An 18,938-nucleotide genomic window follows, 5' to 3' on the forward strand; every position below is an offset into this window, starting at 1 on the left:
CACCGGAGGGCATGAACTGTCAACGCACTCCGGTGTCGGTGGTGTCGAAGGGGATGAGTAGCGTGCGCAGCAGGTCCGCGAGGGCCTGCTGTTCGCGCTTTCCCAGGCTCGACAGGAGATCGCGCTCGCGGCGCAGCAGGTCGGCGAAGGCTCCGTCCACCCGCGTCCGCCCGGCGTCGGTCAGGGAGACCAGGACGCCGCGCCGGTCCTCGGGGTCGGGGCGCCGCTTGACCAGCCCGGCCGCGGCGAGGCGGTAGATCCGGTTGGTCATCGTCCCCGACGTCACCAGCGTCGCGCGGAGCAGGGCTCCCGGACTCATCTCGTACGGCTCCCCGGCCCGGCGCAGGGCGGTGAGCACGTCGAACTCCCAGGTCTCCAGGTCGTGCTCCGCGAAGGAGGCCCGGCGGGCGCGGTCGAGGTGGCGGGCGAGCCGGGAGACCCGGCTGAGCACCTGGAGCGGCTCCACGTCGAGGTCGGGGCGTTCCTGGCGCCAGGCGGCGACCAGCAGGTCGACCTCGTCCTTGTCGAGGTCCTGGCTGAGGCCCTTGCCGAGGTCCTTCTCGGAATTCTGATCGAGGTCCCGGCCGACGCCCTTGTCGGAATGCGGTGCGAGGTGCTGGTCGGAGTGCCGGTCGAGGCTTCGGCTGGAGCTCCGGCCGGAGTCCTGGCCGAGGTCCTCGCCATGATTCCGGGCGGGCTCCCGTTCGGGATCCTTGTCGGGATCCCCGGCGGCCGCGACGGTCTCGTCCTTCGCGGAGGAGGGACGCCCGGAGCCGTGCTCCGAGTGGTGCTGGGTCATGGCGCGATTCTATCTGTCTTGACATCGAGATATCTTGCCGGATATCACTTGTCTTGATGTCAAGAGATATGTGGGATCCCCGGATCTACGGCCGCTACGCCGACGAGCGCTCGCGACCGTTCTTCGATCTTGTTTCCAGGATAGCCGTGGAGCGCCCCGGTTACGTGGTCGACGCGGGCTGCGGCACCGGTGAGCTCACCGCCGAGCTCGCGAGGCGGTGGCCGGACGCCCGCGTCCACGGGTTCGACTCCTCGCCCGCCATGATCGAGAAGGCCCCCGCGGGCGGTTCGCTGAGCTTCTCCGTCGACGACGTCACGACGTGGCGTCCCGAGCGCCCGGTCGACGTGATCGTGTCCAACGCCGTCCTGCAGTGGGTGCCGGAGCACCGCGAGCTGCTGCCGCGCTGGGTGGAGGCCCTCGCCCCCGGCGGCCGGCTCGCCTTCCAGGTCCCCGGCAACTTCGACGCCCCCAGCCACACCCTGGTCCGCGAGCTGTGCCGCACCACGTGGCGCGACCGGCTGGGCGACCTGGTCAGACCATCCCCGGTCGACGACCCGGCCGCCTACCTCGGCCTGCTCACCGGCCTCGGCTGCCGGGTGGACGCCTGGGAGACCACCTACCTGCACGTCCTGCCCGGTGACGACGCCGTGCTCACCTGGATCACCGGCACCGCCCTGCGTCCCATGCTCGACCGCCTGTATCCCGCCGAGGCCACCGCCTTCCTCGCCGACTGCGCCGCCGCCCTCCGCGAGGCATACCCGCCCGAGCCGTACGGCACGGTCTTCCCCTTCCGCCGGATCTTCGCGGTTGCTCAGAAGTGATCGTTGGAATGTAGCCCGGACAGCGGTGGTGTCCTGGTCACGGCGATGGGTCGGGGTTCCTGGACGGATGACAGGGCATCAATAAATACTGCGAAGAGACGGTAGATATCTGGGCAAATCTGGGGATGACCTGTGGGAATAGAGATCGAGGACAAGTTCGACGTGCCGGTGGACTACCGGCTGCCGGACCTTACCGGCCTGCCGGGTTCGACAGGGGTGGTGGGGCCGAAAAGCCACCAGCTGGTCGCCCTCTACTTCGACACGCCCGATCTGAGGCTCGCCGCGCGGGGGATCACCCTGCGCAGGCGCAGGGGCGGCACCGATCCCGGCTGGCACCTCAAACTTCCCAAGGCCAAGGGCGTCCGGCAGGAGATCACCCACCCGCTGACCCGGAGCGCCAAGATCGTCCCGGCCGAGCTGGCGGACCTCGTGCTCGCCTACACCCGGGGCGCCCCGCTCGCGCCCATCGCCGAGCTGGACACCCGCCGATCCGTCACCACCCTGGTCAACGGTGCCGGGGTGGGGCTGGTCGAGATCGCCGACGACCGGGTCAAGGGCACCGTGTTCGGTGACGAACCCCACGTCGAGCGCTGGCGCGAGGTGGAGGCGGAGCTGCTCCAGGGGGAGGAGAAGCTCCTGAAGAAGGTCGGCAAGCGGCTGGGCAAGGCGGGGGCCGTCCCCGCCGACTCGGCGAGCAAGCTCGCGCGCCTGCTCGGCGGCGCCGGAGCGGTCTCGGAGCATCCGCGCGCCGAGACCGCTCCCGGGTCGGCGGGCGAGGTCGTCCTCGACTACCTCACCTCCCAGGTCGGCGCGCTGCTCGCCCAGGACCCCCGGGTCAGGAAGGCGGAGGAGGACGCCGTACACCAGATGCGCGTCGCCGCCCGGCGGCTCCGCAGCGCGCTGAAGTCGTTCAAGACGGTCGTCGAGGGGACCGACGACCTCAGGAAGGAGCTCAAGTGGCTCGGCGCGGTCCTCGGTGAGGCACGTGACCTGGAGGTCATCCGTGAGCGGTTCGCGCGCCGGCTCGACAGCCTGGACGACGCGCTGATCGTGGGCCCGGTGCGGGCGAGGCTCAGCTCCGACCTGCTGGACGACGAGCACGAGGCCCTCGACCGGATCAGGGACATCATGGGCGGGGAGCGCTACTTCGCCCTGCTCGACGCCCTCGACGACCTGACCGGCACCCCGGTGCTCACCAAGGCCGCGAAGAAGCCCGCCGACACCCTGGAGGTCGTCGCCGCCAAGAGCTGGCGCCGGGTCACCAGGATCTACGACACCGCCCAGGCCGTCGAGGACGAGTCCGAGCGCGAGGTCGCGATGCACGAGGTGCGCAAGGCGGCCAAACGGGCCCGCTACACCGCCGAGGTGATCGGCATGAGGAAGCTGGCCAAGCGGGCGGAGGACGTCCAGGAGGTGCTGGGCAACCACATGGACGGCGTCGTCGCGCAGGAGCGGCTCGCGGCCGAGGCCGGAAACGCCCGCCTGGTCGGGGAGGACACGTTCACCTACGGCGTGCTGACCGGCGTGGAGCGGGCCGCGGCCGCGCGCGCGTGGGAGGAGTTCCCCCGGATCTGGGAGAAGACCAGGGTCGCCGTCGCGAAGATCCTCTGAAGGGACGGCCGAACGGGGACGACCCCACCCGGCGTCTCGGCCACGGTGGGCTCCGGCGGCAGAGGTCTTTCGCAGAAGGGGGCCGACACCTCCGGCGGCACGAGGTCCTTTCGGAAGGACGGCCGGCGCCTCCGGCGTGCCGTCAGACGTCGTAGGCGTCCACGGCCACGACGTCGCCGTCCGCGTGGTGCAGCACCATGAACGCGCCCTTGGCCAGCCGCGTGTCGCCCGCCCGTTCGTCGAGCCCGGCGATCAGCTCGGGCAGGACCTTGCCGTGGCTGCAGAGCGCGACGGGCCGGTTCGAGGCCATCGCCTCCGTGGCCAGGCGCAGGGAGGCCCGGCAGTCGTAGCCGTTCTCCGACAGGACGGATTCGAGCCGGATCGACAGACCGGCCCGCTCGGCGTACGGCTCCAGGGTCTGTACGCACCGCCTGCTGGGTGAGCTGACCAGCTCCGCGGGGCGGAAGGCGCCCAGCACGCTCGCCAGCACCTCGGACTGCCCGCGCCCGCGCCCGTCGAGCGGCCGGTCGTCGTCGTCGCCCTTCCAGTCCTGCCGGTTTCCCGCCAGGGCGTGTCGTACCAGCACGAGCGGGGTGGTCGCGAGCGGCGCTTCGCCGAGCGCGCGCAGCAGCCCGGCGTCCCACTCGTAGGTCAGGCGCCGTGCGGCCTCCTCCACCGGTAGCCAGGCCACGCCGTCGACCTCGTCGGTGTCGGTGCGCCGGCCCTCGGAGACCGTCCTGGCCAGCCAGTAGTCGACCCGCTTGGGCCGCCCGCCCTTGAGGTAGTGGCTCGACGGCAGCGACCGGCCGAACTCCACGGTGAGGCCCGTCTCCTCGGCCACCTCCCGCAGCGCGCCGGCGACGGGGTGCTCACCGCGCTTCAGCTTCCCCTTGGGGAACGACCAGTCGTCGTACTTGGGCCGGTGGACGAGCGCGACCTCCGGCGCGTCGGGGGAGCCGCGCCAGATGACCGCCCCGGCCGCGTGGATCATGTCGTCCGGACGGGGGACGCGCTCAGTCATCGATCGCTCTCCACCTGCGGGTGCCGATCAGATAGGTCTGCAGGTCGTCGCCGGGGTGCCGGGTCCAGGTGCCGTCGGAGTTGAGCCACCAGGTCGCGGTGTCGTCGGACATGGCCCGGTCCAGCAGGTCGCTGAGATAGTTGCGCTGCTGCTGGCTGGAGACCTTGACCAGCGTCTCCACCCTGCGCTCGATGTTGCGGCGCATCATGTCACCGCTGCCGATCCAGATCTCCGGGCGTCGGCCGTGGCCGAACTCGTAGATCCGCGAGTGTTCGAGGAACCGGCCGAGCACGCTCCGCACCCTGATGTTCTCCGACAGGTCGGGGACGCCGGGGCGGAGCGTGCAGACCCCGCGCACCCACAGGTCCACCGGTACGCCGGCCTGTGACGCCCGGTAGAGGGCGTCGATGATGGGCTCGTCCACCAGGGAGTTCGTCTTCATCCTGATCCTGGCCGGCCGTCCCGCCTCCTGGTGGGAGATCTCCCGCTCGATCCTGGCCAGCAGCCCGCCGCGCAGCGAGTGCGGGGCGACGAGCAGCCGCCGGTAGGCCGAGTGGTTGGAGTAGCCGGTGAGGTGGATGAACAGGTCCGTGACGTCCTCGCCGACCAGCCGGTCGGCGGTGAGCAGGCCGAGGTCCTCGTACAGCCTGGCGGTCTTGGGGTTGTAGTTTCCGGTGCCGATGTGGCAGTAGCTGCGCAGTTCGCCCGAGGGCTCCTGGCGCACGACCAGGGCGAGCTTGCAGTGGGTCTTCAGGCCCACGACGCCGTAGACCACGTGGCATCCGGCCCGCTCCAGCTTGCGCGCCCAGGTGATGTTGGCGTGCTCGTCGAACCTGGCCTTGATCTCCACGACCACGACGACCTGCTTGCCCGCCTCGGCGGCGTCGATCAGCGCGTCCACGATCGGCGAGTCGCCGCTGGTGCGGTAGAGCGTCTGTTTGATGGCGAGCACGGCCGGGTCGGCCGCGGCCTGCTCGATGAAGCGCTGCACGCTCGTGGAGAACGAGTCGTACGGGTGGTGCAGCAGCACGTCCCGCTCGCGCAGCACCGCGAAGATGTCATCCTCGACGTGCACGACCTCGGCGGGCACGAACGGGCGGAAGCTCAGCTCGCCCCGGTCCAGGTCGGCGATCGCGTGCAGCCCGGTCAGGTCCAGCGGCCCCGGCAGCCGGTAGATCTCGTGCTCGGCGACCCCCAGCTCGTCCACCAGCAGGTCGAGCACCTCGGGCGTGATGGTGTCCTCGACCTCCAGCCGGACCGGGGGGCCGAAGCGGCGCTTGAGCAGCTCGCGCTCCAGCGCCTGCATGAGGTTCTCCGTGACGTCCTCGTCGACGTCGAGGTCCTCGTTGCGGGTCACCCGGAAGACGTGGTGCTCGACGATCTCCATGCCCTTGAACAGCTGTCCGAGGTGGGCGGCGATCACGTCCTCCAGCGGGACGAAGCGGTCCCTGGAGGCCGTGACGAAGCGGGGGAGCTGGCTGGGCACCTTCACCCTGGCGAAGACCGTGTTGCCCGTCGAGGGGTTGCGGACGGTGACGGCCAGGTTCAGGGACAGACCCGAGATGTACGGAAAAGGATGGGCGGGGTCGACGGCGAGCGGCGTCAGCACCGGCCTGATCCGCTCCCTGAAGAGCTTGCGCATCTCGCTGCGCTCGTCGCGGCCCAGATCGTCCCAGCGCACGATCTCGATGCCCTCGGCGCCCAGCTGCGGGCAGATCCGCTCGTGGAAGCAGGCCGACTGCCGCTGCGCGAGGTCGTTGGCGATGGCCGCGATCCTCGCCAGCTCCTCACGCGGTTTCAGCCCGCTCTTCGTGCGGAGCAGCAGGCCGGTGGCCATCCGTCGTTTCAACCCGGCCACCCGTACGCGGAAGAACTCGTCGAGGTTGCTGGCGAAGATGGCGAGGAACCGCACCCGTTCGAGCAGGGGCAGCGACGGATCCTCCGCCAGCTCCAGAACCCGTTGGTTGAACTGGAGCCAGCTCTCCTCCCGGTTGAGGAAGCGTTCCTGGGGTAGGGAGAGCCCATCGGGGGCCGGGCGAACGAGTTCAGCGGACATATGACCAGAATGCCCGCTTTGGTTGAACGGAACGTTAACTTCGTCTCAACGAGCGCTGTTGCTTACTCACTTGGTTCAAGCTTTTCCCGCCCCGCATCGACGGAGCTTGCGTGCCTGCGGCCCTCGCCTGTGGCCTTGGCCTCCTTGAGCCGCGCCTTCTCCAGATCTCGCAGCTCCCGCTCGCGGGCCTTCTCCTGCTCCCGCAGCAGTCGCTGCTGCTCCCGGTACTCCCGCTCGCGCACCTTCTCCAGCTCCCGCTGCTCGCGGAGCCGGATCTTCTCCAGGTCCTTGGCGAGCTTCTCGGCCTCGCGCCGCTCGCGCTCGCGGGCCTTCTCCTGCTCCTTGAGCTCGCGCTCGCGCAGCTTCTCCTGCTCCTTGAGCTCGCGCTCGCGCAGCTTCTCCTGGTTCTTCAGCTCCCGCTCGCGGGCCTTCTCCAGCTCCCGGATCTCCTTCTCCGTCAGGGGCGGCGGCTCCTCCGGGGGAGGCTCCGGCTCCTCCGGCTCCTTCTGCTCCGGCCCGGTGGCGCGCGGCCGGGGGCCGGAGGGGTGGGGTTCTGACGGGCGCGGCTGGGGATGGGCGAGCCGGTGCTCCAGGCCGCGCGAGGCCGCGGTCAGCCGGGGGTTGGGGTCCAGGCCGGTCAGACCGTTCCAGGCCAGGTTGACCAGGTGGGCGGCGACCTCCTCGCGCGCCGGTCTGCGCACGTCGAGCCACCACTGGCCGGTCAGCGCCACCATGCCGACCAGCATCTGGGCGTACATGGGAGCCAGTTTGGGGTCGTAGCCCCGCTCGACGAACTCGTCGACCATGACGTCCTCGACCTGGCTGGCGATGTCGTTGATCAGGCTGGCGAACGTGCCGGTCCCCGAGGCGGCGTGCGAGTCACGGACGAGGATGCGGAAACCCTCGCTGTTCTCCTCCACGTAGGCCAGCAGGGCGAGAGCCGCCCTCTCCAGCTTGATCAGCGAGTGCGAGGCGGACAGCGCCTCGGTCACCAGGCTCAGTAACTTCTGCATCTCCCGGTCGATGACGACCGCGTACACGCCCTCCTTGCCGCCGAAGTGCTCGTAGACCACCGGTTTGGAGACGTTCGCGGTCGCCGCGATCTCCTCGACCGATGTGCCGTCGAACCCTTTCTCCGCGAACAGGGTCCTGCTGATCTGGATCAGCTGTTCCCGGCGTTCCTTGCCTGACATGCGCCGTCGGGGTTCGCTCACGTCTCTAATAATGGCGTTCCCCTGCTCCCGGACGGGACCCGAGCCCCGAGTCAGGCGGCGATGCGCTTGGCGGCGAGGCGCTCGGGCGTCGGCCAGCGCACGTCGTAGGCCCATCCGGCCTTCTCGAACCAGCGGATGACACCCGCGCTGAGGTCGATCTGCCCCTTCAGCACGCCGTGCCGGGCGCAGGTCGGGTCGGAGTGGTGCAGGTTGTGCCAGGACTCGCCGAAGGAGGGGATGGCGAGCCACCACACGTTGCGCGACTTGTCGCGCGACTCGAAGGACTCCTCGCCGAAGACGTGGCAGATGGAGTTGATCGACCAGGTGACGTGGTGCAGCAGGCCGATCCTGACCAGCGTGCCCCAGAAGAAGCCGGTCGCCATGCCCCACCACGACCAGGTCAGCAGGCCGCCCAGCAGGGCGGGCATCACCATCGTGGTGATCGCCAGCACGGGGAAGAACTTGTGCAGCTTGATGATGTCCGGGTCCTTGACCAGGTCGGGCGCGTACTTCTCGCGGTTGGCCCTGTCGGCCTCGAACAGCCAGCCCATGTGTGCCCAGAGCAGGCCCTTGGCCACGGCCACGAAGCCCGTGCCGAAGCGCCACGGCGAGTGCGGGTCGCCCTCCTTGTCGGAGAACTTGTGGTGCTTGCGGTGGGTGGCCACCCAGTCGAGCACCGACATCTCCATGGAGAGGCTGCCGGCGATGCCCAACGCGATCTTCAGCGGGCGCTTGGCCTTGAACGAGCCGTGCGTGAAGTGGCGGTGCAGGCCGACGGTGACGCCCAGTCCGGTGACCACGTAGAAGACGCTCGCGATGATGACGTCGGACCAGCCGAGTCCCCACCCCCAGGCGAACGGGACGGCCACGACCAGCGCGATCAGCGGGGCGCCGACCACCACCCCGAAGGTGATGATCTCGGGCAGGGTCTTCCGCTCGGGGTCGATGTCAGGTTTTGGGCCCTGAGCAGGGCGCTCTTCGATGAGGGTCATGCGCTACCTCGCGGTGGCTCGGAAAAGGCAAGGACTCATGTCCGGCTACGCAACCGTAACCTACGCAATCGTAAGTTAGGAACACCTAAGCGCCTAATGTCAGGAACATGACTCTCTGGGATTCACTCCGTAGCGGGTCCATCACTTGTTCTACCCCCGGCTGACCTGCTAAACGAGGATCCCGCGCGCGCCCGCCCGTGAGGCCGGTGGCGCCCGGGGGATCCGTGTCCCCTGAGGCGTCCGGGATGCCCGGGGGATCGGGCGACCGGGCGCGTGCCCGATTGCGCGGGCCGCGGGGACAGGTCGCGGAAGCGGGTGCGGAAACGGGGCGCGTTCGGCGGTGCGGGCTCTGTATCGTAGGGGTGCCGGGCGTACGGGTTCCGTCCCGATCGCCCGACCGGTCCGGCATTGGGTAATTGGCAGCCCGCAAGGTTTTGGTCCTTGTTGTCCAGGTTCGAGTCCTGGTGCCGGAGCAATCCACTTCTGTCTGTTTTATTCGCTCGGCTGGTCGGCTGAGTGGCTCCCCGAGGGGGAAGGTATCCTCACGGTGTCGAGCAGGTGAGGACGCAGCCCCCCGGGGTAGCCGTCCGTCACCACGCTTCGCCATGTCTCAGTCGCGACGCCGAGGGAGCCTCGTCCGTGAGTGTGCCGCGCCCGGCAGCCGTCATCGTCCTCGCCGCAGGCGAGGGCACCCGGATGAAGTCGAGAACACCGAAGATCCTCCATGAGCTGTGCGGCCGAGCCCTGGTCGACCACGTGCTCGCCGCCGCCAGGGACCTCGAACCCGAGCGGCTCGTCGTCGTCATCGGCCACGAGAGGGAGCGGGTCCAGGCGCACCTGACCGGGACCGATCCCGACGCGCGGACCGTCGTCCAGACCGAGCAGAAGGGCACCGGCCACGCCGTCAGGACCGCACTGGAGGCGACCGGCACCATCGACGGCACCGTCCTGGTGACGTACGGCGACACGCCGCTGCTGCGCGCCGAGACCCTCGCCGCCCTGCTCGAACGGCACGGACAAGACGGCAACGCCGTCACCGTGCTGACGGCCGAGGTCCCCGATCCACGCGGCTACGGCCGGATCGTCCGCGACGCCTCGGGAGCGGTCCTGGAGATCGTCGAGGAGAAGGACGCGAACCCCGCGCAGCGGGCGATCAAGGAGATGAACTCCGGCGTCTACGCCTTCGACGGACTCCTGCTCGCCGACGCGGTCAAGCGGGTGTCCACCTCCAACGCCCAGGGCGAGGAGTACCTCACCGACGTCCTCGCGATCCTGCGGGAGGACGGCCACCGGGTCGGCGCGCACATCGCGGCCGACTACGTGGAGGTGGAGGGCGTCAACGACCGCGTACAACTGGCGTTCGCCCGCAGGGTGCTCAACGCGCGCCTGCTGGAGGCCCACATGCGGGCCGGGGTGACCGTGATCGACCCGGCCACCACATGGGTCGACGCCGACGTCATCCTCGAGGCGGACGTGGTGATCCACCCCGGGACCCAGCTGCACGGCTGCACGACGGTCGCCGAGGGCGCGGAGATCGGCCCCGCCAGCACCCTGACCGACACGATCGTCGGAGAGGGCGCGCTGGTGCGCAACGCCGTCTGCGTCGACGCCGTGATCGGCCCCGAGGCCCTGGTCGGGCCGTACGCCTACCTGCGCCCCGGCACGGTCCTGGCGCGCAAGGCGAAGGCGGGGACGTACGTTGAGATGAAGAACGCGCAGGTCGGTGAGGGGGCCAAGGTGCCACACCTGAGCTACGTGGGCGACGCCACGATCGGTGCGGGCGCCAACATCGGCGCTTCGGCGATCTTCGTCAACTACGACGGGGTCAACAAGCACCACACGACGGTGGGAGAGAACGCCTTCGTCGGGTGCGACACCATGCTCGTCGCGCCGGTCACGATCGGCGACGGCGCGTACACGGCCGCGGGATCGGTCATCGACGGAGACGTCCCCCCGGGAGCGATCGGGGTGGCACGTGCGCGCCAGCGCAACATCGAAGGGTGGGTCGCGCGCAGGCGCGCGGGCACCAGATCGGCCGAGGCGGCGCTACGGGCCGCCGAGGCCGGGGAACAGCAGGGGAGCCAGACGTGAGTGAGCGAAGCGAGCGGCCCGGCGAGCGGCCCGATGGGCGGTCCGGCGGGCGCGGCGGCGTCGCGCGGGTATCGGCGGGCTCTCAGGCGAGGGGGACGGCATGAGCGGCATCAAGAAGACCGGTGAGAAGAACCTGATGTTCTTCTCCGGACGCGCGCACCCGGAGCTGGCGGACGCGGTGGCGAGCCACCTCGGGGTCGACGCGGCGCCGACCACGCTGCGCGACTTCGCCAACGGGGAGATCTACGCCCGTTACCAGGAGTCGGTCCGCGGCTGCGACGCGTTCGTCATGCAGAGCCACACCTGGCCGATCAACCAGTGGATCATGGAACAGCTGATCATGGTGGACGCGCTCAAGCGCGCCTCCGCCAAGCGGATCACCGTGATCATGCCGTTCTACGGCTACGCCCGCCAGGACAAGAAGGGCCGGGGCCGCGAGCCCATCACCGCCCGCCTCATGGCCGACATGTTCAAGACGGCCGGGGCCGACCGGCTGATGTCGATCGACCTGCACACCTCCCAGATCCAGGGCTTCTTCGACGGCCCGGTGGACCACCTGTTCGCGATGCCCGTCCTGGTCAACTACCTCAAGGACAAGCTCGACCTCGCCAGCACCACGGTCGTCTCGCCCGACACCGGCCGGGTACGGCTCTCGGAGCGCTGGGCCGACACGCTGGGCACCCCGCTCGCCTTCATCCACAAGCGCCGCGACCTCGACGTGGCCAACCAGGTGAAGGTGAACGAGGTCGTCGGCCGGGTGAGGGGCCGGACCTGTGTGCTGATCGACGACATGATCGACACCGCGGGGACGATCTGCAAGGCGGCCGACGCGCTGTACGAGCAGGGCGCGACCAACGTGGTCGTGGCCGCCACCCACGCGGTGTTCTCCGACCCCGCGGTCGACCGGCTGAAGAACTCCGGGATCTCCGAGGTCATCGTCACCGACACGGTGCCGCTGCCCGAGGAGAAGAGGTTCGACAAGCTCACCGTGCTGTCGATCGCCCCCCTGATCGCCCGCGCCATCAACGAGGTCTTCAGCGACGGCTCGGTGACGAGCCTCTTCGAGGGCGACAGCTGACACCCCGTCCCGTCCCCGGGAAACCGTCGTGCACGCGTTCCCGGGGACGGCCCTCCTTCCCGTTCCCGGAGCGCGGTGAAGCCCCTTCCTGAGCTGTCCGAGGGCGTTCGGGACCGCGACGCGTTCGGCGTCACCGTTGACACGGTAGGGTTGTGGGATTGCGTGCGCTCGTAACGCCTTCCGCTAGGGCGGGTGAGGGGGAGCGCACCTTTCCGATTCCCGAGATCCCTAGGAGATCAGCCATGTCCGAAGTGGTCATCACCACCGAACTCCGTGACAAGTTCGGCAAGGGCGCCGCCCGCAAGATCCGTCGCGAGGACAAGGTCCCCGTCGTCCTCTACGGGCACGGCACCGAGCCCCAGCACCTGTCCCTGCCGGGTCACGAGCTGCTGCTCGCCCTGCGTACGCCGAACGTGCTGATCCGCCTTGAGGGCGCCGTGACCGAGCTGGCCCTGCCCAAGGGCGTCCAGCGCGACCCGATCAAGGGCTTCCTGGAGCACGTCGACCTCATCCTCGTCCGTCGCGGCGAGAAGGTCACCGTCGACATCCCCGTCACCGTGGTGGGCGACGTCGCCGACGGCATCCTCGACCAGCAGCTCGTCTCCGTCTCCGTCGAGACCGAGGCCACCCACATCCCCGAGGGCGTCGAGGTCGACGTCGAGGGCCTGGAGGTCGGCACCCAGATCACCGCCGCCGACCTGAAGCTGCCCAAGGGCACGACCCTCGCCGCCGACCCCGAGGCGCTCGTCCTCATCGTCGCCGCGACCCCGGTCGCCGAGCCGGAGGGCGAGGCCGCCGAGACGGCCGAGGCCGCTCCGGCCGCCGGGGGCGAGAGCTCCGAGAGCGCCGAGTAGTTTTCTCTGCTAGATCTGTCAGGGCGGCCCGGGACCGGGCCGCCCTGACGCGTGTGAAGGGATGCCGATCGTGGACCGCTGGTTGGTCGTGGGCCTGGGAAACCCCGGGCCGGAGTACGCCGGGAACCGGCACAACGCGGGGTTCATGGTCCTGGACGAGCTCGCCGCGCGAGCCGGAGGACGGTTCAAGGCGCACAGGTCGCGGGCGGAGGTCCTGGAGGGCCGCCTGGCGGGTGTCCCCGCCGTGCTGGCCAAGCCGCTGTCCTTCATGAACCTCTCCGGCGGGCCGGTCAAGGCCCTGGCCGACTTCTACAAGGTCGACCCGGCCAGGGTGGTCGTGGTCCACGACGAGCTGGACATTCCCTACGGCGCGTTGAGGGCGAAGCTGGGCGGCGGCGACAACGGCCACAACGGTCTGAAGTCGATCACCAAGTCGCTCGCGACCAAGGACTACCTGCGGGTGAGGTTCGGCATCGGCCGCCCGCCGGGCCGGATGGACGCCGCGGCCTACGTCCTGCGCGACTTCGCCACCGCCGAACGCAAGGATCTCGCCTTCCTCGTCGACCGCGCCTCCGACGTGGTGGAGTCGCTGATCAAGGTCGGCCTGGAGCCGACCCAGAACGCCTTCCACGCCGGCGACCTGAACATCTCCGGCCCGCCCAGATAGCCGGCTCAGGAGGTCGGCCTCAGGAGGTCGGCCTCAGGAGGTCGGCCCGCCCGCCTGCCCGTCCGGACGGACGAGCCCCCGGACGGCCGGGGCCCCAGACGCTCGGAGCGCTCGGACGGCCGGCCCGCCCGGGGAGTCGGTCCCTCCGGACATTCGGCCCGCCGGGAAGCGAGGGTGTTCGTGCCGTGCTCCCCGTGGCCGATGTCAGCGGCGGTCGAACGCCATCAGATTCTGCAGCAGCTCGGCCTGCTCGATCGCGTCGTCAAGCGCGTTGTGGGTGTGCGGACGCCGGGACCGCAGGTGCTCGGGCATCTGCCGCTTGGTCGCCCAGCCGATCGGTACGCCCGCCTTGGCCGCGTACAGCGTCTTGAGGTCGATGCACCGCGAGTGCCCGAACGGCGAGGCGCCGGTGAAGCGCATGAAATACCAGTAAATCCACATCCAGTCGTAGGAGAGCGGATAGGCCGCCAGCACCGGCGAGCTGTTACCGCACACCTCGCGGATCCACGCGGCGGCCTCCCGCATCGCCTCGGCCGGGTCGCGGCCCTCGCGGATCAGCGTCTCCCGGTCGAGCCCGCTCACGGCGAGCGCCTCGGGCACGTGGTCGTCGCTGATCGGCCGCAACTCCGCGTAGAGCGTGAGGGTCTGTGGATCCACCGGCTCGAAGACCTTTCCGGTCATCCGCCCGGCCACGGCCATACCCATGCTGATCATTGAATAAGGCCCCGGAATGGGGCCATCGGCCTCGACATCCACAGAGATGTATGTTTCGGTCTTCAACCTTCTGGTCTCTCCCGCCACCGCTAGCATTCCATGACTGTCTGTCCGTGAACGGTTACGCAGGGGGAGCGCGTGCGCGACGTGACCGCATTCCAGGCCGCACAACAGAGCGGGTCGGGAGCCGTCCAGGCCACGTGGGAAGCCGATGGGAAGGCCGTGCCGGTCGTGCGGGAAGGCGAGGCGAAAGCCGTCCCGCACACACGCGAAGCCGGAGCCGTCCCGCACACACGCGAGGCCGGAGCCGCCCCGCACATGCGGGAAGCCGGGGTCGTGCGGGAAAGCGGGGCCGTGCGGGAAGGCGGGTCCGGGGCCGTGCGGGAGGCAGGGGCCGTTCCGGTCGCGCGGCGGCGCACGCCGGGCTGGGTGCGGAAGCACCGCGCGACGGCCGTCGCCGCCGACACCGTCTGCGCCGCCCTGGCCGGAGCCCTCGCGCTGTTCGTTCGATTCGGCGAGGTTACCGCCTACGTCTTCCCGTACGTCGTGCTGAGCGCCGCCCTGCCCGTCGTCTGGGTCTGCGTGGTCGCGCTGAACCGCGCCTACGAGCCCCGGCTCATCGGCCTGGGTTCCGAGGAGTTCCAGCGGATCCTGCAGTGCGGCTTCATGCTCACCGCCGCCCTCGCCGTCTGCGCCTACCTCTCCAAGATCGAAGTGGCCCGGGGTTACGTGGTGCTGGCGCTCCCGCTGACGACACTGCTCACCCTTCTCGCCAGGTACGCCCTGCGCCGTTCCCTGCACCGCAGGCGGGCGCGGGGCGGGTGCATGCGGCGGGTCGTGGCGGTGGGGCACCGGGCGGCGATCACCGAGTTGGTCGGCAGGTTCCGCCGGGAGCGCTACCACGGCATGGAGGTCGTGGCGGCGTGCATCCCGCGCGGCGGGATGCGCGATGGGGAGAGCGTGCCGGTCGTCTCGCGCGGCGGGATGGGCGACGTGGCGGGCGTGCCCGTCCTGGGCGACCTCTCCGAGGTCGCGCTCGCGGTCGGGCGGGTCTCGGCCGACACCGTGGCCGTGCTCGCCTGCCCGGAGATGGACGGGGTGGCGCTGCGGCGGCTGGCCTGGCGGCTGGAGAAGACCCACACGGACCTGATCGTCGCCCCCGCCCTGATGGAGGTGGCCGGGCCGCGGATCACCATTCGCCCGGCGGCGGGACTGCCACTGCTGCACGTGGACCACCCCGAGATCTCCGGCCTGCGCCAGGTGCTCAAGAACCTGTTCGACCGGGTGGGGGCCGGGCTGCTGCTGACGGCGCTGCTGCCCCTGCTGGCGGGGGTGGCGGTGGCCGTACGGGCCTCGGGGCCGGGACCGGTGTTCTTCCGGCAGACGAGGGTGGGGCGCGACGGCGCCGAGTTCACGATCTACAAGTTCCGGACGATGCGCGCCGACGCCGAGCACCGGAAGATCGCCCTGTCCAGCGACGGTCCCGGCCTGCTCTTCAAGATCCGTAATGATCCGAGGGTGACGCCGCTGGGCGCCCGGCTGCGCCGCCACTCACTGGACGAACTGCCGCAATTGATTAACGTGGTTCTGGGGCATATGTCGCTGGTCGGCCCCCGGCCGCCACTACCCGAGGAGGTCGCGAGGTACGGTGACGACGTCCGCCGTCGATTACTGGTCAAGCCAGGCATGACCGGCCTCTGGCAGGTGAGTGGCCGCTCTGACCTCTCCTGGGAGGAATCCGTACGATTGGACCTGCGTTACGTGGAGAGCTGGTCCCTCATGCTGGACCTGCAGATCCTGTGGAAGACTTGGTCGGCTGTCGCGCGAGGAGCTGGAGCATACTGATGACCGTTCGCGACGATCACGAGCTCGCCGCCGAACTGGCGACGACGGCCGGTGAGAAGCTGGCGGCGCTGCGCGCGGAGCGCGGCTTCGGCGACCCGTCCGAGCTTCGCAAGGAGGGAGACGCCTCCTCCCACGTGTTTCTCATGGAGGCCCTGTCCCGGTTTCGTCCGGGTGACAGTGTGCTGTCCGAGGAGGCGACCAGCGAGGAGCGTCTCGACTCGCGCAGGCTGCGCGCCGAGCGGGTCTGGATCATCGACCCGCTGGACGGCACCCGCGAGTTCGCCGAGGAGGGCCGCTCCGACTGGGCGGTCCACGTGGCACTCTGGGAGCGCGGCACGCTGACCGCCGGAGCCGTCGCACTGCCCGCCCAGGGCCGTACGCTCTCCACCCTCGAACCCCCCGTGCCGCCCGCCCCCGAGGCGGGCGCGAGGCCCAGGATCGCGGTCAGCAGGACCCGCCCGCCGGAGTTCGTGCAGAACCTGGCCCGTCTCGCCGGCGCCGACCTGGTGCCGATCGGTTCGGCGGGCGCCAAGATCTCCGCCGTGCTCACCGGCGAGGTCGAGGCCTACGTGCACGCCGGCGGCCAGTACGAGTGGGACTCCGCCGCGCCCGTCGCGGTGGCCCTCGCCTCAGGGGTCCACGCGAGCCGTATCGACGGCTCGCCGCTGGTCTACAACCAGCCCGACCCCTCACTGCCGGATATTCTTGTTTCCCTACCGGGACTGGCGCCAACGTTGCTCGCTGGAATCCGGGATCTGCACCGCTAATCCCCGCTAGGAGAGTCTGATGCTTCAGCGCGACTACACCACGTCGCAGCTCGATGTCCTCGAGGCAGAGGCTATTCACATCATGCGTGAGGTCGCGGCGGAGTTCGAGCGTCCCTGTCTGCTCTTCTCCGGGGGCAAGGACTCCATCGTCATGCTCCGCATCGCGGAGAAGGCGTTCTGGCCGGCGCCGATTCCCTTCCCCCTGATGCACGTCGACACCGGGCACAACTTCACCGAGGTCATCGAGTTCCGTGACCGCCGAGCCGCCGAGCTGGGCGCCCGCCTCGTCGTCGCGAGCGTCCAGGACTCCATCGACGCCGGACGCGTCGTCGAGGAGACCGGTCGCAGGGCCTCGCGCAACCGGCTCCAGACCACGACGCTGCTGGACGCGATCGAGGAGAACGAGTACGACGCGGTGTTCGGCGGCGCCCGCCGCGACGAGGAGAAGGCCCGCGCCAAGGAGCGCGTGTTCTCCTTCCGCGACGACTTCGGCCAGTGGGACCCCAAGAACCAGCGTCCCGAGCTGTGGAACCTCTACAACGCGAGGATCCGCAAGGGCGAGCACATCCGGGTGTTCCCGCTGTCCAACTGGACCGAGCTCGACATCTGGGACTACATCCGGCGCGAGGGGATCGAGATTCCGTCGATCTACTTCGCCCACACCCGCAAGGTGTTCGAGCGCGACGGCATGCTGCTCGCCGACAGTGAGTTCATCACCCGTGACGAGGACGAGTCGCTCCTGGAGATGACGGTCCGCTACCGGACGGTCGGTGACGTGACCTGCACCGGCGCCGTCCAGTCGGGTGCCGCGACGGTCGAGGAGATCATCGAGGAGATCGCGGTGACCCGGATCACCGAGCGCGGCGCCACCCGCGCCGACGACCGGGCCTCCGAGGCGTCCATGGAGGACCGCAAGAAGGAGGGCTACTTCTAGTGAGAGTCCGAATCTTCGACGCCCCGTGCGCCCCGTGCGACCTGGCCCACCCGGTCCCCCCGGCGCACCGCGAGTCCCTTCCCGCGCGGTCCGGCCGCGCACGCCGTACGACCTCTGGAGAGCAGCGCTAATGGACATTCTTCGCTTCGCCACGGCGGGAAGTGTCGACGACGGAAAGTCGACCCTCATCGGGCGGCTGCTCTTCGACTCCAAGGCGATCTTCGAGGACCAGCTGGAGGCCGTCGAGCGCACCTCCCGTGACCGCGGCACCGAGTACACCGACCTGTCGCTCCTCACCGACGGCCTGCGGGCCGAGCGGGAGCAGGGCATCACGATCGACGTCGCCTACCGCTACTTCGCCACTCCCAGGCGCAAGTTCATCATCGCCGACACCCCCGGGCACATCCAGTACACCCGGAACATGGTCACCGGCGCGTCCACCGCGGACCTGGCGATCGTCCTGATCGACGCACGCAAGGGCGTGCTCGAACAGTCGCGGCGGCACGCCTTCCTCACCACCCTGCTGCGGGTGCCGCACCTCGTCCTCGCCGTCAACAAGATGGACCTGGTCGACTACTCCCAGGAGCGGTTCGAGGAGATCCGTGAGGAGTTCACCGCGTTCGCCTCCAAGCTGAACGCGCCGGACCTCACGTTCATCCCGATCTCGGCGCTGCACGGCGACAACGTGGTGTCCCGTTCGGAGAACACGCCCTGGTACAACGGGTCCTCCCTGCTCCACCACCTGGAGCACGTGCACATCGCCTCCGACCGCAACCTGGTCGACGTGCGCTTCCCCGTGCAGTACGTCATCCGCCCGCAGCGGGCCACCGACCCCTCACTCCACGACTACCGCGGCTACGCGGGCCAGGTCGCCGGAGGGGTGCTGAAGCCGGGCGACGAGGTCATGCACCTGCCCTCGGGACTGGCCACGCGCATCGCGTCGATCGACACCTTCGACGGGCCGCTCGACGAGGCGTTCCCCCCGATGTCGGTCACCCTGCGACTGGAGGACGACATCGACATCTCGCGCGGCGACATGATCTGCCGTCCGAACAACCAGCCGCACGTCTCCCAGGAGCTGGAGGCGATGATCTGCTGGATGGCCGACACCGCCAAGCTCGCCCCGCGAGCCAAGCTGACCATCAAGCACACCACCCGCACGGCCCGTGCCCTGGTCAAGGACCTGCACTACCGGCTGGACGTCAACACCCTGCACCGGGACGAGACGGCACAGTCGCTCGGCCTCAACGAGATCGGCCGGGTCTCGCTTCGCGTCACCCGCCCGCTGTTCGTGGACGACTACGCCCGCAACCGCCTCACCGGCGGCTTCATCCTGGTGGACGAGTCCACCAACAACACCGTCGGCGCCGGAATGATCGTCGACGCCAAGTAGGCGCACCCCGCCTGGAGAGCTCACTCAGCGCACCAGCCGACGCTGGATGACCAGGCCGAGGCCGTCCATCGCGACCAGCGG

At 69.7% G+C, this 18,938-nt stretch carries 16 protein-coding genes and 1 tRNA gene; 11 read left to right on the forward strand and 6 right to left on the reverse strand.

Annotation, left to right across the window (positions count from 1 at the left end):
• Positions 1-19: 19 nt before the first annotated feature.
• Positions 20-508, reverse strand: a complete 489-nt coding sequence (locus tag ABT352_RS39625) for a MarR family winged helix-turn-helix transcriptional regulator (RefSeq protein ID WP_350950227.1) — start codon at positions 506-508, stop codon at positions 20-22.
• A gap of 347 nt (positions 509-855) precedes the next feature.
• Here ABT352_RS39625 and ABT352_RS39630 point away from each other — a divergent pair, with 347 nt between their 5' ends.
• Both ABT352_RS39630 and ABT352_RS39635 read left to right on the forward strand, forming a co-directional pair.
• A complete protein-coding gene (locus ABT352_RS39630) occupies positions 856-1,620 on the forward strand; it encodes a trans-aconitate 2-methyltransferase (protein WP_350950213.1) in 765 nt (254 codons plus the stop codon).
• A gap of 132 nt (positions 1,621-1,752) precedes the next feature.
• On the forward strand, positions 1,753-3,231 hold the full coding sequence (locus ABT352_RS39635; protein ID WP_350950214.1) for a CYTH and CHAD domain-containing protein: 1,479 nt from the start codon (positions 1,753-1,755) through the stop codon (positions 3,229-3,231).
• A gap of 142 nt (positions 3,232-3,373) precedes the next feature.
• On the opposite strand, the gene ABT352_RS39640 is transcribed toward ABT352_RS39635, so the two are convergent.
• The 4 genes from ABT352_RS39640 to ABT352_RS39655 all read right to left on the reverse strand — a co-directional run bounded on the left by ABT352_RS39640 (position 3,374) and on the right by ABT352_RS39655 (position 8,514).
• Positions 3,374-4,252, reverse strand: a complete 879-nt coding sequence (locus ABT352_RS39640) for an NUDIX hydrolase (protein WP_350950215.1) — start codon at positions 4,250-4,252, stop codon at positions 3,374-3,376.
• Positions 4,245-6,308 (reverse strand): RNA degradosome polyphosphate kinase, encoded by a 2,064-nt coding sequence (locus tag ABT352_RS39645; protein WP_350950216.1) that lies wholly within the window; start codon positions 6,306-6,308, stop codon positions 4,245-4,247. The genes ABT352_RS39640 and ABT352_RS39645 overlap by 8 nt, the downstream gene beginning before the upstream one ends.
• A gap of 62 nt (positions 6,309-6,370) precedes the next feature.
• Complete coding sequence (locus ABT352_RS39650) at positions 6,371-7,522, reverse strand: TetR family transcriptional regulator (protein ID WP_350950217.1); 1,152 nt, start codon at positions 7,520-7,522, stop codon at positions 6,371-6,373.
• A 50-nt stretch (positions 7,523-7,572) separates the two neighbouring features.
• Positions 7,573-8,514 (reverse strand): acyl-CoA desaturase, encoded by a 942-nt coding sequence (locus ABT352_RS39655; protein ID WP_350950218.1) that lies wholly within the window; start codon positions 8,512-8,514, stop codon positions 7,573-7,575.
• A 401-nt stretch (positions 8,515-8,915) separates the two neighbouring features.
• Between ABT352_RS39655 and ABT352_RS39660 the strand changes: the two genes are divergently transcribed.
• The 5 genes from ABT352_RS39660 (at position 8,916) to pth (ending at position 13,204) form a co-directional block, all read left to right on the forward strand.
• Positions 8,916-8,987, forward strand: a tRNA-Gln gene (locus tag ABT352_RS39660).
• Positions 8,988-9,153: 166 nt separating this feature from the next.
• Positions 9,154-10,605, forward strand: a complete 1,452-nt coding sequence (gene glmU, locus ABT352_RS39665) for a bifunctional UDP-N-acetylglucosamine diphosphorylase/glucosamine-1-phosphate N-acetyltransferase GlmU (RefSeq protein WP_350950219.1) — start codon at positions 9,154-9,156, stop codon at positions 10,603-10,605.
• 100 nt (positions 10,606-10,705) lie between these two features.
• Complete coding sequence (locus tag ABT352_RS39670; RefSeq protein WP_350950220.1) at positions 10,706-11,683, forward strand: ribose-phosphate diphosphokinase; 978 nt, start codon at positions 10,706-10,708, stop codon at positions 11,681-11,683.
• Between the two features lie 242 nt (positions 11,684-11,925).
• Positions 11,926-12,537: a 50S ribosomal protein L25/general stress protein Ctc gene (locus ABT352_RS39675; RefSeq protein WP_350950221.1), complete on the forward strand. Its 612-nt coding sequence runs from the start codon at positions 11,926-11,928 to the stop codon at positions 12,535-12,537.
• Positions 12,538-12,598: 61 nt separating this feature from the next.
• Positions 12,599-13,204: an aminoacyl-tRNA hydrolase gene (pth, locus tag ABT352_RS39680; protein ID WP_350950222.1), complete on the forward strand. Its 606-nt coding sequence runs from the start codon at positions 12,599-12,601 to the stop codon at positions 13,202-13,204.
• Positions 13,205-13,408: 204 nt separating this feature from the next.
• Here the strand turns inward: pth and ABT352_RS39685 are convergent, their stop codons facing one another.
• The gene (locus ABT352_RS39685; protein ID WP_350950223.1) at positions 13,409-13,909 is read right to left on the reverse strand and encodes a 3'-5' exonuclease family protein; all 501 of its coding nucleotides are present in this window, start codon (positions 13,907-13,909) and stop codon (positions 13,409-13,411) included.
• Between the two features lie 327 nt (positions 13,910-14,236).
• Between ABT352_RS39685 and ABT352_RS39690 the strand changes: the two genes are divergently transcribed.
• The 4 genes from ABT352_RS39690 to cysN all read left to right on the forward strand — a co-directional run bounded on the left by ABT352_RS39690 (position 14,237) and on the right by cysN (position 18,857).
• Positions 14,237-15,763 (forward strand): sugar transferase, encoded by a 1,527-nt coding sequence (locus tag ABT352_RS39690; protein WP_350950228.1) that lies wholly within the window; start codon positions 14,237-14,239, stop codon positions 15,761-15,763.
• The gene (locus tag ABT352_RS39695; protein WP_350950224.1) at positions 15,763-16,530 is read left to right on the forward strand and encodes a 3'(2'),5'-bisphosphate nucleotidase CysQ; all 768 of its coding nucleotides are present in this window, start codon (positions 15,763-15,765) and stop codon (positions 16,528-16,530) included. The genes ABT352_RS39690 and ABT352_RS39695 overlap by 1 nt, the downstream gene beginning before the upstream one ends.
• A 19-nt stretch (positions 16,531-16,549) precedes the next feature.
• Positions 16,550-17,464 (forward strand): sulfate adenylyltransferase subunit CysD, encoded by a 915-nt coding sequence (cysD, locus tag ABT352_RS39700; RefSeq protein ID WP_350950225.1) that lies wholly within the window; start codon positions 16,550-16,552, stop codon positions 17,462-17,464.
• A 130-nt stretch (positions 17,465-17,594) separates the two neighbouring features.
• Positions 17,595-18,857, forward strand: coding sequence for a sulfate adenylyltransferase subunit CysN (cysN, locus tag ABT352_RS39705; protein ID WP_350950226.1), 1,263 nt, complete (start codon positions 17,595-17,597; stop codon positions 18,855-18,857).
• Positions 18,858-18,938 lie beyond the last annotated feature (81 nt).

This window comes from Streptosporangium sp. NPDC000563 (genome assembly GCF_040299985.1).
Classification (GTDB): Bacteria; Actinomycetota; Actinomycetes; order Streptosporangiales; family Streptosporangiaceae; genus Streptosporangium.